Here is a 14,392-nt window from a genome sequence, read left to right as displayed (position 1 = left end):
GGTGAAGGACTGGACGTTCTGCCCCCGCTGCGGCGACCGGACAAGGCTCGAAGGCGAAGGCGAAGACACCCACGCCGAGTGCCCCGCCTGCGGCTTCACCAAATACGACAACCCGCTGCCGACAACGGTCGGTCTCATCCTCGACGGCGACCGGATCCTGTTGCTGCGCCGGGCACACGAGCCCCGGAAGGGCAGCTGGGACACCGTCGGCGGCTTCCTCTCGGGAGCCGAGACAGCCGAAGAGAACCTCGTCCGCGAAGGACTCGAGGAAATCGGCTGCGAACTCCGGAACCTCCGATTCGCCGGATCGTATTCGTCGGTCTACGGCGAAACCGGACTGAAGACGATCGGACTCGCCTTCACCTGTGAACTCCCGCCGGACACGGAAATCGTGCTGTCGGAAGAGAATTCCGGGTACGCCTGGTTCCCGCTGACCGATCGCCCGCCACTCGCCTTCTCCGACTGCGAGGCGGCGTTAGCGGCGCTCACCAGCCGAACAGATTCCGCATGATCCGTGAGCAACGTTCGGTCATCGCCGCGGCGTCCTGATCCGGCTGGTCGATCCACCAGCTGATCAGGGAATCGACCACTCCGGTCCAGACCTGGGCGATCGCCTCGATGTCGCGTTCGTCGTCCAGTCCGCGCGAGTGCATCAGCTGGGCGGCGCCGATCAGCGCGAACCCGTCGAGCCGGTAGCGGTAGTCGACCGCGACCCCGGCGATCTCCCCGGTCGAGGGCACCGTCGGGTCGCGGAGCAGCTTCCACGCGTACCGGTCGTTGTCGAACGTCTCGAAAATGGCCGAGAGCACCGCGAGCGGCATCCGCTCGGGCGGTTCGCCCTCCTCCGCCATCGTCTCGGCGACCCCTTCGGTCAGCCTGTCCCCCGCCCGGTGCAGGCAGGCGAGGTACAGCCCGTCCTTCGAGCCGAAGTATTGGTACAGCAAGGGTTTCGTGACGCCGACCCGGCGGGCGATCTCCACCATCGACGCCCCGGCGTACCCGTTCTTGCCGAACTCCTCCGTCCCGGCGCGCACGATCTGGGTTTCCCGCTCTTCACGGGGCACCCCCTTCGTGCCGACGGCCCTTGCTTCTGTCACGGCGGATATCTTACCCTGAGGTAAATGACCCTAGGGTAAGTTACCGGAAGGTCAGATCACCGGGGGTCGAGACAGGGAGAGATGCGGTGGCGGATTTACTTGCCCATCTGAGTGACCCGGTGCTGATGGCGACGCCGGTGTTCCTGCTGTTCGTCGCGATCGAGATCCTCGCGCTGCACGTGCTGGGCCACGACGACAACGTCATCGGCTACAGCGTCAAGGACACCCGGACCAGCATGTCCATGGGCGCGGTGGCGGTGGTGATCAACGGCGTCTTCCGCGTCGCCATGCTGTTCGTGTTCGCCGCGCTCTACGAACTGGCGCCGGTGAAGTTCAGCCCGCACGACTGGTGGACCTGGGTTTTGATGCTGCTGGGCCAGGAGATCGTCTTCTACGCCTACCACCGGGCGAGTCACCGCGTCCGGATCATGTGGGCGGGCCACCAGGTCCACCATTCGAGCGAGCACTACAACTTCTCGACGGCGCTGCGGCAGAAGTGGACCCCGTACTTCCAGCTGCCGTTCTGGTCGATCCTCGCCTTCGCCGGCATCCCGCCGTGGATGATCCTCACCGGCCTGTCGATCGACCTCGTCTACCAGTTCTTCGTGCACACCGAGAAGATCCGGAAGCTGCCGCGCTGGTTCGAGTACGTGTTCAACACCCCGTCACATCATCGTGTGCACCACGGCAGCGACCAGGAGTACCTGGACGCGAACTACGGCGGCATCCTGATCATCTGGGACCGAATGTTCCGCAGCTTCGTGCCCGAGGGCAAGCGGCCGACCTACGGGCTGACCAAGAACGTCGAGTCCCACAACCTGCTCAAGGTCGGCTTCCACGAATACGGCTCGATCCTGCGCGACGTCCGCGCGGCCAGGTCGTGGCGGGACAAACTCGGGTACGTGTTCGGACCGCCGGGCTGGCAGCCCGCGAAAGAACTGAGCCTAAGCGGTCCTGCGCAACAAGGATGAGTTCGCCGGCCGGATCTCCGGCGGGAGACTCTCCAGCGGCGGCCGCTGTGCGAGGCCCACGTCAGTCAGCACGAGTTCCCGCTCGACCGCCTCCCCCGCGCCACGCCGGAACTGTGCGAGTGCCGTCGACGGAGGCGCCGCGGAGATCACGCGGCCGCTTCGCTCCAGCCGGTCCATCAGCGTCAGCATGATCTGCGCGGCCATCCGGCCGAGGGCCTGGGTGCCCTGGTGGCGGTGTGTCCGATGACCGAGGTCGACCTGCGCGAGCGCGTCGAGCCCGTGCAGGTCGAGCAGGTCGATGAGATGCCCGACCTCGACGCCGTAATGGGTGACGAACGGGATGCCTTCGAGCACTTCCCGTCGCCCGGCGTATTCACCGGCGAGCGGCTGGACGAACCCGGCGAGTTCCGGCCAGTACATGTTGAGCAGCGGACGGGCGACGAGTTCGGTGACCCGGCCGCCGCCGTCGGGTTCGGTACCCGCTCCGCCGACGAGCGGACGGTGGTAGAAGCCCTTGACGTAGGCGATCGACGGGTCGGTCAGCAGCGGACCCAGCAGACCGGTCACGTAGTCGGCGGTGAAGTCGCGGAGATCGCCGTCGACGAAGACGACGAGGTCACCGGTGGTTTCCGCGACGCCCTTCCACAGCGCTTCCCCCTTGCCTGGCAGGCTTTCCAGCTGCGGGAACACCTTGTCCTGCGCGACGACATCCGCCCCGGCAGCCCTGGCGGCCTCGGCGGTGGCGTCGGTGGAATGACTGTCCACCACCAGGATCTCGTCCACCAGGGGAAAGCGTTCGACGAGTTCGCGCCGGATGGTGCCGACGATCGCGCCGACGGTCTCCTCTTCGTCGCGGGCCGGGATCACCACCGAGACCCGCGTCCCGCGTTTTGCCGCGACCAGCTCCGCCGCCCACCAGTCGCCCGCCCGGCTGCTGCGCCGGGCGAGCCACGTGCCGACCTCCGCCGATACCCGCATGGCTTCCTCTTTCCCTCGAAGATCACCTCACCGGTGAGCTTCGAGGGAGGCTGTTTCCATCCGTCGTCACTGCGGAAACCGCCGCGTTACGCCTGCCGGGCGCAGGTTAACGGCCGGGCCGGGACAACGCGGCGGAGAGGACCTCGCCGGTCCGGCGCTTGGCGAGGTAGAACGTCGCCTCGTGCGGTTTCGCCCCGTTGTCGACGGTGTAGCCGCTGTCCAGGACGCCGTCGGCGCCGGGGAACAGCGGGCCGAGGTCCGGCTTCGCGGCGACGAGATCGTCCCGGTCGGCCAGGTTCACCCAGCGCGCGACGCCGGGCGGCACGGACGGCGGTTGCGGACGGGTCCGTTCGTAGACCACCGTGCGCAGGCCCAGCGGCGAACCCAGGGTGAGCAGCAACGGCAGCGGACGGCCGTGCAGATGGGCGGCTTCGTAAGCGACGACGGAGCCGAGCGAGTGCCCGATGATCGCTTCGGTGTCGGGGCCGATGTGCTCGGCGACGCGGTCCTGCACCTGTTTCCGGATCGTCTCGTCGGTGAGGTACAGCGTCACCTGTTTGAGTGCCTTGACCACCACGCGTTCGGCGAACGCCACCCCGAGCCTCGCGAACGGCCGAAGCCGCATCAGCGCGTTCAGCACCGGACGGGCGGCCGCGCGGACGCCTTGGTACTCGTCGGAAGACCCGCCGAGGCGGTCCAGGTCGGTTCGCGCCCGGTCCCGATCGCTTTCCCTGGACGACCGGAGGGCCGCGTTCCGCAGCCACTCCCCCGCCAGCGCCTCGGCGAGTTTCCATTCGTCCTCGGTGAGTTCGTCCGCACCGCCTTGCTGGCCGTCGCGGAGGAAAAGGTCACCGTAGAAGGCCATCCGCGCGTCACCGGGGCGGGAATCGCGCCACAGGGCGTCGGCCAGCGCGGGATCGCCGACGAGCCGGACCCCGCCCGCCAGGCTCGGCAGCCATTCCGCCTCGAGGGTGTCCGCGGACTTCTGTTCCTGGGCGATGCCGTGCACGAGGACGATCCGGGCCATGGCGCACAGTATCGCCGAAACGCTTGCCGGTGCACCGCCGATGAGACAAAGTGATCTCCGTGGGAGAGCGGAGGTCGTTGGTCGTCGCGTCGCAATGCGATTCGCTGAACCTGCTTTCGTTCCTTCCCGACGTCGGCCACGACGTTTCGACGGCTCTGCTGGATCCCGGCATCGGCGGCTGTGTCCCCGCGCTCGCGGACGGCCGCGGCCTGCTCGTCGACCCGACGATGGTCGAACTCGACGAAGCGCTGGTGGAGGCGTTCGAACGCGCTTCGGAGGACGAGGCGACGCTTTTCCTGTCGCTCGTCGGGCACGGCGAATACGCCGACGACGATTTCTACTTCCTCACCAAGGAAACCAGCCTGCCGGTGGACAGCAGGAGGTCGTTCCTGTTCGCCCAACGGATCAAGGAACTGCTCGGCCGCTATTCGACGCTCGACGGTCTGGTCGTCCTGCTCGACACCTGCCACGCGGGGATCGGCGCGCTTCAAGCGGGCAGGCGCTGGCTGCGGATCGTCGGCGAGGCGGGCAGGCGGTTCGACCTGCTCACCGCGTCCGACGACCGGGTCGCCGCCAACGGCTGCTTCAGCCGCTCGCTGGTCACCGTGCTGCGGTCGGGGCACACGAGTTTCGGCGAGCACGTCCGCTGCGCGGATCTCAAACGGGTCATCACCGGGTTGTGCCCGGCGCAGACCGCCGTCCACCTCGGCTTCGACGGCACCCGCGAGATCATCGGAGCCGATCAAGGCCTGTGGCTCGCGCTCAACTCCTCGCCCGCGTGGCGTCGTTCGCCGCTGGCAGGCAACCCCGCGGCGCCGGACATCGAACGGCTGACCGCGGATTACCGGCAGAACCCGGAACTCGGCGAGACCGTCGGACATCTGCTCACCGGCGCCCGCCTGGTCGCGATCGCCGGGGAGGCCGGTGCCGGGAAATCGGCGACGCTGGCCGCGCTCGCCCGGCCGTCGGTGGCCGGATCCTATGTGCCACCGGACTTCCTGCACGCCGTGCTGTTCGCCACCCGCGGGCAGACCGCGGAACAGCTCGCCCGGGAACTGGCCCGCCAGCTGCGGCACACGGTCCCGTGGTTCGCCGAGTCCGGCGAGACGTTCCTGAACACCCTCGACGACGGCGCGCGGAACGGCGCAAGCGCTTTCGATCTGGCGATCCTCGGCCCCTTGAGGACGATCACTCCACAGTGGACGAACAGTCCGGTGCGGATCGCCCTGGACGGGCTCGACGAACTCCACCCCGCCGTCGCCTCGCGCCTGGTCGGCTTCCTGAACAGCCTCTCCACCGACCCGGACCTGCCGTGGGTGAAGACGGTGGTGGCGACGCGGAACCCGAAGAACCTTCCGTCCGCGACCGTGGTGCGCCTGATCCGGACGATCGATGTCCCGAAGCCGGATCCTTCGGTCACCGCCTACCCACGGCCCGCGCAAGAGGAGGCCTGGGAGCCCATGCCTCGTCCGACGGAAGACCCTCGGACGAACGTGCCCGGAACCCGGCCCGACCGCGACACCGGTTCGGTGACGTCGCCGACGATCACTCCCGCCACGCTGATCGTCGACGTCCCGGGACAGACCGTGGTCAATCACGAACTGTCCTTCGGGCTGACCGTCCTCGGGCGCAGCCGCCAGGCAGGCATCCGCGTCGCGGATTCGCGCGTGTCCCGGATGCACTGCAAAATCCGCTGGGACGGCGAGAGCGCGTGGCTGACCGACCTCGACTCGGCCAACGGCACCGTCGTCAACGGGGAACGGGTGCGGACCATCGAACTGGGTCATCGCGACGTGATCCGGCTCGGCGACTCGACCGTCACTTTCATCAGCGTGAGCCAAGAGGAGAGGTGGCCGGAGGAGGAGGCCGACGAGGACACCGGCTCGATCGCGTCACCCCGGCCGGCACAGGCGATCCTGCTGGACCTGCTCCGGTTCACGGCGCCGCACGGCCCGATCCCGATCTCGGTCCTGACCAAGGCGAGCGCCGAGAGCGGCGGCCCGGACCGGACGGTGCGGGTCCGGGACGAGCTGGCGGTGCTGGGCGATGACGTCCGCCGGGCGCAAGCGGGACTGCCGACCGAAACCGTCCTGTGGATCGGCCCCTATACCGGTGGGATCCAGCCGCTGCCGACCCAGCTGGCGGCGGCGATGGCGGACATCGAACCGGCCTCCGGAGACGAGGAACCGACACCGGAACAGGCTTACGCGGCCATCAACGAAGCCGAGTTCCTGTGGCTCGCGGGCCTGCACGAGGACGCGCTCGCTTCCATCGAGCGGCGGGCGTCCGGGATCCCGGTGGAGAACCGGGAGACGTGGGCGATGTGGGCCCGGCGGTCGGAGCGGGCGCTCGGGGAGACACACCGGATCACTTTGCGCTGCAAGGCCCGGCATGCGACTTGGACGGGCAAAGCGGGCGACCTGGCCGGAGCGCTCGCGCTGTTCGAGGTTCTGTCACCGATCGCCGTCGACACCTTGGGCGCGGGCGACGAGGACGTCCTGAGCATTCGCAACAACATCGGTCATCTGCTCGGCGAACTGGATCGCCCGGAGGATTCCCGGGCCGCGTTCGAAGCCCTGGTCCGGGACGCGACCGGCGCGCTGGGCCCGAGCCACCGCGAGACCCTGCACGCCCGGCACCTGCTCGCAGTCGCGACCGGCAAGACCGGCGACGGGGCGGAATCCCTGCGTCTCAGCCGAGAACTGTTGCCACGAGCGAAGAACGCGTTGGGCGACGACGTGATCGTCATGCACATCCGGCACAACATCGCCTTCTGGAGCGCACTGACCGAGGGCGCTCCTCCGGCGGTACAGGAGTACGAACAGCTGCTGACCGAAGCCCGGGAACGGCTGAACGACAGGCATCCCGACGTCCTCGATCTCCGATTCGGGCAGGCACTGGCTCGCGCCGAAGCCGGTCAGATCACCGAAGCGCTTTCGGAGTGGGCGTTGCTCCTGGAGGACTCCGTCGAGGTCCGGGGCGAACGGCATCCGGAGACGGCGAAGATCCGGGAACAGCTGGCGCTCTGGCGTCCCAGAGAAACCTGACCTCTACACCGGTGTCCACAAGGGACAGTTCTCGAAGACTGAATAACCGTTTGATGTCGATATGCCCGAATCTTGATAGGGGTCGTGAGTTCTAAAGAGGGTTAGAACGCTCTTTAGCACTCACGACCCCTACCCGAAACGGGCCAAAGCCCCTAAAACGGGCACTCCGATCAGGCTGATCATCCCTTGTGGACGGTCGTGGTCGCCTTCTCGCGGGGCCCGTTCAGACCGCGCCACGAAAGCCCTGCGGGAACCGACGGTCAGAACTACTCGGCAGTGGGCTCGATCACTGCCCTCTTCGCTTTCCGCTCGCTGACCCGAATCGCCACTCACGAGCACCCCAGCCCAGTGCGGTGTTCGGCGAAACCCTCCTGGAGCCCCGCATTTAGTCCTCTACATGCGATCGATGCGCGCGCAAGGACCGCATGTAGAGGACTAAATGCGTGGGGGTCAGGCCTCGTCTTCTTCCAGCATGTCCGGGGTCACCGCGGATTCGGTGTCCGGGATGCCTTGTTCCTTCGCCTTCTTGTCGGCCATCGCGAGCAGACGGCGGATCCGGCCGGCGACGGCGTCCTTGGTCATCTGCGGATCGGACAGCTGGCCCAGCTCTTCGAGCGAGGCCTGCCGGTTCGACAGCCGCAGTTTGCCCGCCGCGAGCAGGTGCTCGGGGGCGGACTCGCCGAGGATGTCCAGCGCCCGCTCCACCCTGGCCGCCGCCGCGACGGCCGCGCGGGCCGAGCGCCGCAGGTTGGCGTCGTCGAAGTTCGCGAGCCGGTTCGCGGTGGCGCGCACTTCGCGGCGCATCCGCCGCTCCTCCCACGCGAGCACGCTCGTGTGCGCGCCGAGGCGGGTCAGCAGGGCGCCGATGGCGTCACCGTCACGCACCACGACCCGGTCCGCGCCGCGGACCTCGCGCGACTTGGCCTGGATGCCCATCCTTCGTGCCGCACCGACGAGCGCCAGCGCGGCCTCGGGGCCGGGGCAGGTGACTTCGAGCGACGACGAGCGGCCGGGTTCGGTGAGCGAACCGTGCGCCAGGAACGCTCCGCGCCAGGCGGCTTCCGCGTCGGCGACGCCGCCGGACACGACGGCGGCGGGCAGCCCGCGCACCGGGCGGCCGCGCTGGTCGATCAGGCCGGTCTGCCGGGCGAGCCCCTCGCCGTCCTTCACCACCCGGACGACGTACCGCGTGCCCTTGCGCAAGCCGCTGGAGGAAATGACGTGGACATCGGACTGATGTCCGTACAGTTCGTGGATCTCCTTGCGCAGCCGCCTCGCCACCGACCCGGTGTCGAGTTCGGCCTCCACCACGACGCGGCCGGCCACGATGTGCAGCCCGCCCGCGAATCGCAGCATCGACGCGACCTCCGCGCGGCGCGGGCCGATCTTGGTGATCTCCAGCCGGCTCAGCTCGTCCTTCACGGCGGCGGTCATCGCCATCGCTGCCCCTCCATACCTTCAGCTTCTCCCCCGGTGAGACCGAGAGCGTCTCGCATACAGCCCGCGAGCGCATCAGGATCATGCCGCCCCGTCACGACCGGGTCAGCCACCGCCCCCAGCAACGCCCGCGCGCCGAGCTCTCCGGCCGCGTCCCGCAACCGGGCTGGTGAGGGCACCGAGTCCCGGTCCGCGATGACCGCGTCCACCCGCAATTCCGGGGCGTGTTCGAAGAGTACGTCCAAATGCTTCTCCGGGGAGAATCCGGCCGTCTCCCCCGGTTGGGGGATCAGGTTGAGGATCACGACCTTCGTGGCCTCCGTCCGGAGCAACGCGTCGTGCAGATCCGGCACCAGCAGATGCGGCAGCACGCTGGTGAACCACGACCCCGGGCCGAGGAACACCACGTCCGCGCCGAGGACGGCCTCGATCGCCTCGGGGCACCCACGCGGCGGCCGGTCGGCCTGCCCGGTCGGGTGCAGGCTGATCCGGTGCACCTGCCCAGGTGTCGTCGCCACCGCCACCTGACCGCGAATGCGCCGGATCGCCTCGGGGTTCTCGGCGTCCAGCCCCGAAACCTCGCCCTGGATTTCCAGCGGTTCGGGTGACATCGGCAGGACGCGACCGGAGATGCCCATCAGCCTGCTCGCCTCGTCGAGTGCGGCGACCGGGTCACCGAGCACCTCGAACAACCCGGCCAGCAACAGGTTCCCGACCGCGTGCCCGGCGAGCGCGCCATCACCGCCGAAGCGGTGCTGGAACACCTCCGCCCACAGCGTTCCGCCGTCTTCGGCGGCGAACGCGGCGAAGGCCTGCCGCAGGTCGCCCGGCGGCAGCAGCCCGAGTTCGCGGCGCAGCCTGCCGGACGAGCCCCCGTCGTCGGCGACGGTGACCACGGCGGTGACCTGCGAGGTCACCCGGCGCAACGCGGTGAGGGTGGCGTGCAGTCCGTGCCCGCCCCCCAAAGCCACCGCACGCGGCTCGCTACTCGCGGCCAAGGTCGCGGTGCACCACCTTCACGGCCATACCGTCCTCATTGGACAGCCGCTGGGCGAGCTCCTCGGAAATGGCGACACTGCGGTGCTTCCCGCCCGTGCAGCCGACGGCCAGCGTCAGGTACCGCTTGCCCTCGCGCTTGTAGCCCGCGCCGATCAGGCGCAGCAGCTGGTGGTAGCGGTCGAGGAACTCGTCCGCGCCTTCCTGGCTGAGCACGTAGTTGCGGACCTCGCCCTCGAGACCGGTGTGCTCGCGCAGTTCCGGGATCCAGAACGGGTTCGGCAGGAAGCGGACGTCCATCACCAGGTCGGCGTCCATCGGCAGGCCGTACTTGTAGCCGAACGACAGCACGGTGACCCTGGTCTGCGTGCCGGCCTCGGAACCGAAGGCGTCCTCGATCTTGGCGCGCAGGTCGTGCACCGAAAGCGACGACGTGTCGAGCACGAGGTCGGCCTCTTCCCGCAGCGGCTCCAGCAGCGTGCGCTCGGCGGTGATGCCGTCGGCGAGCCTGCCGTCACCCTGCATCGGGTGCCCGCGGCGGACGGCCTCGAACCGGCGCACCAGCACCGCGTCGGTGGCCTCCAGGAACAGGACGCGCGGCTTGTAGCCACGGGCGTCGAGGTCCTTGATGACGGACGCCAGGTCGTCGGTGAACGCGCGCGAGCGCACGTCCATCACCACGGCGACCTTGGTGATCGCGCCCCGCGCCTGCGCGCCGAGCTCGACCATGGTGGCGATCAGCTCGGGCGGCAGGTTGTCCACCACGAACCAGCCCAGGTCCTCCAGGCATTTCGCGGCGGTACTGCGGCCCGCGCCGGACAGCCCGGAAACGACCGCGACCTCCATCCCGGAACCGCGGCCTTCTTCTTGCGCACTCACGATGGTCCTTTCCCCGATCACGTACTGGACTCCCCCGTCGTCTGGGCCGGCTCCCCTGCCAGCGCCGCGACGACCGCTTCCGCGGTGCGCCTGCCGAAGCCGGGCACCGCCTCGATCTCCTCGAGTCTCGCCTCGCGGAGTTTCTTCACCGAGCCGAAGTGCTTGATCAGCGCGGTACGACGAGCCTGCCCCAGTCCCGGCACACCGTCCAATGCGGACACCTGCATCCGCTTGGACCGCTTCTCCCGGTGGTACCGGATGGCGAAGCGGTGTGCCTCGTCGCGCAGCCGTTGCAGCAGATACAGCGCGTCGGAGGTGCGCGGCAGGATCACCGGATCGGGATCGCCCGGCAGCCACACCTCCTCCAGCCGCTTCGCCAGGCCGACCACGGCGATGTCGGTGACGCCCAGTTCGGAGAGGACGTCCGCGGCGGCGGTGGCCTGCGGGCCCGCGCCGTCGACGACGAGCAGGTTCGGCGCGTACGCGAACTTGCGCGGCTTGCCGGTCTCCGGGTCGATGCCGGGACGGTCCGGATCGACCTCGACGCCCTCGGCGTTTTCCTTGAGGTACCGGGAAAAACGGCGGCGGACGACCTCGGCGATCGAGGCGACGTCGCCTTCCTCCGCGGCCTCGCGCAAGGCGAACCGCCGGTACTCGGACTTGCGCGGGATCCCGTCCTCGAACACCACGAGCGACGCGACCACGTCACTGCCCTGGATATGGCTGATGTCGACGCATTCGATGCGCAGCGGCGCGGTCTCCAGCGCCAGGTAGTCCTGGAGTTCCGCCAGCGCGGCCGAACGGGCCGTGAGGTCACCGGCGCGGCGCAGTTTGTGCTGGGTGAACGCCTCGCCGGCGTTGCGTGTCACCGTCTCCGCGAGCGCGCGTTTGTCGCCACGCTGCGGCACCCGGAGACTCACCCTCGACCCGCGCAACCCGGAAAGCCAGTCGCCGAGCGCCTCCGCGTCGGCGGGCAGTTCGGGGACGAGCACCTCGCGCGGCACCGGGGACCCGAGGTCGGGATCGTCCGCGCGTTCGGCCTCCTCGCCGTAGAACTGCGTGAGGAAGTGGTCGACGAGGTCCTTGACGTCCATCTCTTCGGCTTTGTCGATCACCCAGCCGCGCTGGCCGCGGACCCGGCCGCCGCGCACGTGGAAGACCTGGACGGCGGCTTCGAGTTCGTCGTGGGCGAAGGCGACGACATCCGCGTCGGTGCCGTCGCCGAGCACGACCGCCTGCTTCTCCATCGCACGCCGCAGGGCGCCGAGGTCGTCACGCAGCCGGGCGGCGCGTTCGAACTCCAGCTCTTCGGACGCGGCCGCCATTTCCTGTTCCAGGCGGCGGATCAGCGCGTCGGTGCGGCCGGCGAGGAAGTCGCAGAAGTCCTCGACGATCGCGCGGTGCTCGTCGGCGGAGACCTTGCCGACGCACGGCGCGGAACATTTGCCGATGTAGCCGAGCAGGCAGGGCCTGCCGATCTGGCCGTGCCGTTTGAAGACGCCCGCCGAGCAGGTGCGCGCCGGGAACACCCGGAGCAGCAGATCGAGCGTCTCGCGGATGGCCCAGGCGTGCGCGTACGGGCCGAAGTACCGCACGCCCTTCCGCCGTGCGCCGCGATAGACGTGCAGGCGCGGGAACTCCTCGTTCATCGTGACGGCGAGCATCGGATAGCTCTTGTCGTCGCGATAGCGGACGTTGAACCGCGGGTCGAACTCCTTGATCCAGTTGTACTCCAGCTGGAGCGCCTCGACCTCGGTGCCGACCACGGTCCACTCGACGCTCGCCGCCGTGGTCACCATCTGGCGCGTGCGCGGGTGCAAGCCGGTGAGGTCGGCGAAGTACGAGTTCAGCCTGCTGCGGAGGCTTTTCGCCTTGCCGACGTAGATGACCCTCTTCGTGGCGTCACGAAATTTGTACACGCCAGGGGCGTCCGGGATGCTCCCCGGCGAGGGACGGTAGGTGGTCGGGTCAGCCACGCCACCAAGACTATTGGGCACCACCGACAGTCCTGCGAGCCCCCGCCCCTAGCCAGGCTCCGGTCAACCCTTCGAGTGGCCATTCCCACGATCCGGTCCTTATTTCACTACGTATACCGACCTAAGTCGGGTATTGGGCCGGAACCGACGTTCGTTGGTTCCTAGCGGGTGAACAGGGTGATTACTTTCCGTCTCAGTTCCACTTCACTCGGTTCTTCGTCAGATGACGCTCGAAAGGACTCCTGCACCGTGAGCCGTCTTCGCACGCTCGGCGCCGCCACACTCGCCGCCGCAGCCCTCACCATGACCGCCGGCGTCGCCTCCGCCGGCACCCCGACCGGTGTCCAGCCGAACATCGTGGGCGGCGGCACCGCCCCCACCGTGAGCTGGGGCGCCCAGGTCTACGTCAACACCCCGGGCCGTCAGTGGGACGGCTTCAACTGCTCCGGCAGTGTCATCGCCCAGCGCTGGGTCCTGACCGCCAAGCACTGCCTCGACTCCGACGGCAGCGGCATGCGGGTCCGCGTCGGCAGCAACGCCCTTCAGGGCGGCCGCGTGATCGCCGTCGACCGCAAGGTGTCCTCGCCCGCGGGCTCCGACATCTCGCTGCTGCACCTGGCCTCCGACGCCGGCGTCACGCCGATCTCCCTGGCCAGCTCGAACCCGTCGGTGGGCAGCACCAACCAGCTCTACGGCTGGGGCCGTGAGACCCCGACCGGCCCGCCCGCCTCGGCGCTGAAGGTCGCCAACGTCCGCGTCAGCGGCAGCTCCTCGGACGCCTACGGCGGCCCGGCCATCCAGAGCGTCGGCATCAACGGTTCGGCGTGGAAGGGCGACTCGGGCGGCCCCCAGGTCTCCAACGGCGTCCAGGTCGGTGTCGCTTCGACCGTGCAGAACCAGAGCGGCTCGAACACCCGCGGCACCAACAACTACGGCAGCGTCGCTTCGGCCCGCTCCTGGATCCGCACGACCGCCGGGGTCTGACCTCACACCCCGGTGGGGCCCCTCCGAGACGCGACCCGTCTCGGAGGGGCCCTTTCGCGTCGGTGTGTCGGTGGGGTGTGGGACGCTCGCGGGCATGCGGATCGCGACCTGGAACGTGAACTCGATCGGGCCCCGGCTGCCGAGGGTGCTGGAGTGGCTGGGCACGGTGCGGCCCGACGTGCTGTGCCTGCAGGAACTCAAGAGCGGCACCGACGCCTTCCCCTTCGACGCCGTGCGGGAAGCGGGCTACGAGACCGCTGCGTACGGCATCGGGCGCTGGAACGGCGTGGCCATCCTGTCCCGTGTCGGCCTGGAGGACGTGACGCGCGGCCTGACCGGCGAGCCCACCTTCGAGGACAAGACCGACGCGCGGGCCATCGGCGCCACCTGCGGCGGGCTGCGGCTGTGGTCGGTGTACGTGCCGAACGGGCGTGACCTGGAGAACCCGCACTACAACTACAAACTCGCCTGGCTCTCGGCGCTGGAGGCGACCGTGCGCGAGGAGCAGGCGCGCGGGTTGCCCTTCGCGGTGCTCGGCGACTTCAACATCGCGCCGACCGACGCGGACGTCTGGGACATCGGCGTGTTCACCGAGTCGACGCACGTGACCGAGCCGGAGCGGAAGGCCCTGGCCGCGCTGCGCGATCTCGGCCTGTCCGACGTGTTCCCGCGGCCGCTGAAGTACGACCACCCGTTCACGTACTGGGACTACCGGGCCGGGAACTTCCCGAACAACAAGGGAATGCGGATCGACCTCGTGTACGCCGACGCGACGGTGGCGGGCGCGGTCACGGATTCCTATGTGGACCGTGAGGCGCGGAAGGGGAAGGGCTCCTCGGACCACGCGCCGATCGTGGTGGACCTTTCGCTTTGAGGTCGTGAGTGGCGAGGCTGGTTCTAACCGTCCTTACCACTCACGAGACGCCAGCCGGTGCTGGGCAGTGATCAGCGGTGATGAAGGCCCAGCGGTGACGCGAAAGCCACTTTCGCAACGTTGAAG

At 68.9% G+C, this 14,392-nt stretch carries 12 protein-coding genes; 5 read left to right on the top strand and 7 right to left on the bottom strand.

Translation table 11 applies throughout. The features are described from left to right. Position 1: 1 nt before the first annotated feature. Positions 2-511 (top strand): NUDIX domain-containing protein, encoded by a 510-nt coding sequence (locus B0293_RS22565; protein WP_005152306.1) that lies wholly within the window; start codon positions 2-4, stop codon positions 509-511. On the opposite strand, the gene B0293_RS22560 is transcribed toward B0293_RS22565, so the two are convergent. Continuing rightward, positions 486-1,097, bottom strand: coding sequence for a TetR/AcrR family transcriptional regulator (locus tag B0293_RS22560; protein WP_245191856.1), 612 nt, complete (start codon positions 1,095-1,097; stop codon positions 486-488). The two genes, B0293_RS22565 and B0293_RS22560, sit on opposite strands and share 26 nt — an antisense overlap. An 86-nt stretch (positions 1,098-1,183) precedes the next feature. Between B0293_RS22560 and B0293_RS22555 the strand changes: the two genes are divergently transcribed. After that, positions 1,184-2,068, top strand: a complete 885-nt coding sequence (locus B0293_RS22555) for a sterol desaturase family protein (RefSeq protein ID WP_039915858.1) — start codon at positions 1,184-1,186, stop codon at positions 2,066-2,068. Here the strand turns inward: B0293_RS22555 and B0293_RS22550 are convergent. Beyond that, positions 2,042-3,046, bottom strand: coding sequence for a glucosyl-3-phosphoglycerate synthase (locus tag B0293_RS22550; protein WP_005152309.1), 1,005 nt, complete (start codon positions 3,044-3,046; stop codon positions 2,042-2,044). The genes B0293_RS22555 and B0293_RS22550 overlap by 27 nt on opposite strands. Before the next feature lie 106 nt (positions 3,047-3,152). Continuing rightward, positions 3,153-4,073 (bottom strand): hypothetical protein, encoded by a 921-nt coding sequence (locus tag B0293_RS22545; protein WP_005152311.1) that lies wholly within the window; start codon positions 4,071-4,073, stop codon positions 3,153-3,155. Between the two features lie 77 nt (positions 4,074-4,150). Between B0293_RS22545 and B0293_RS22540 the strand changes: the two genes are divergently transcribed. Beyond that, positions 4,151-7,120: an FHA domain-containing protein gene (locus B0293_RS22540; RefSeq protein WP_005152313.1), complete on the top strand. Its 2,970-nt coding sequence runs from the start codon at positions 4,151-4,153 to the stop codon at positions 7,118-7,120. A 450-nt stretch (positions 7,121-7,570) separates the two neighbouring features. Here the strand turns inward: B0293_RS22540 and whiA are convergent, their stop codons facing one another. The 4 genes from whiA to uvrC are packed head-to-tail and all read right to left on the bottom strand — an operon-like array spanning position 7,571 to position 12,408. Next, positions 7,571-8,560 (bottom strand): DNA-binding protein WhiA, encoded by a 990-nt coding sequence (gene whiA, locus B0293_RS22535; RefSeq protein ID WP_005152315.1) that lies wholly within the window; start codon positions 8,558-8,560, stop codon positions 7,571-7,573. Then, positions 8,551-9,528, bottom strand: a complete 978-nt coding sequence (locus B0293_RS22530) for a gluconeogenesis factor YvcK family protein (RefSeq protein WP_005152316.1) — start codon at positions 9,526-9,528, stop codon at positions 8,551-8,553. Before B0293_RS22530 ends, whiA begins: the two co-directional genes overlap by 10 nt. 13 nt (positions 9,529-9,541) lie before the next feature. Then, positions 9,542-10,399 (bottom strand): RNase adapter RapZ, encoded by an 858-nt coding sequence (gene rapZ / locus B0293_RS22525; RefSeq protein ID WP_039915897.1) that lies wholly within the window; start codon positions 10,397-10,399, stop codon positions 9,542-9,544. A 50-nt stretch (positions 10,400-10,449) separates the two neighbouring features. Then, on the bottom strand, positions 10,450-12,408 hold the full coding sequence (uvrC, locus tag B0293_RS22520) for an excinuclease ABC subunit UvrC (RefSeq protein ID WP_077241358.1): 1,959 nt from the start codon (positions 12,406-12,408) through the stop codon (positions 10,450-10,452). A gap of 249 nt (positions 12,409-12,657) precedes the next feature. On the opposite strand from uvrC, the gene B0293_RS22515 reads away from it, so the two are divergent. After that, the gene (locus B0293_RS22515; RefSeq protein WP_005152321.1) at positions 12,658-13,392 is read left to right on the top strand and encodes a S1 family peptidase; all 735 of its coding nucleotides are present in this window, start codon (positions 12,658-12,660) and stop codon (positions 13,390-13,392) included. 94 nt (positions 13,393-13,486) lie between these two features. Beyond that, positions 13,487-14,266: an exodeoxyribonuclease III gene (locus tag B0293_RS22510; protein WP_005152323.1), complete on the top strand. Its 780-nt coding sequence runs from the start codon at positions 13,487-13,489 to the stop codon at positions 14,264-14,266. The last annotated feature ends 126 nt before the right edge of the window (positions 14,267-14,392 follow it).

The organism is Amycolatopsis azurea DSM 43854, from assembly GCF_001995215.1.
GTDB classification, from domain to species: domain Bacteria; phylum Actinomycetota; class Actinomycetes; order Mycobacteriales; family Pseudonocardiaceae; genus Amycolatopsis; species Amycolatopsis azurea.
The sequence above is the reverse complement of the archived record's forward strand: the minus strand, read 5'-3'. Positions and strand labels throughout refer to the sequence as shown.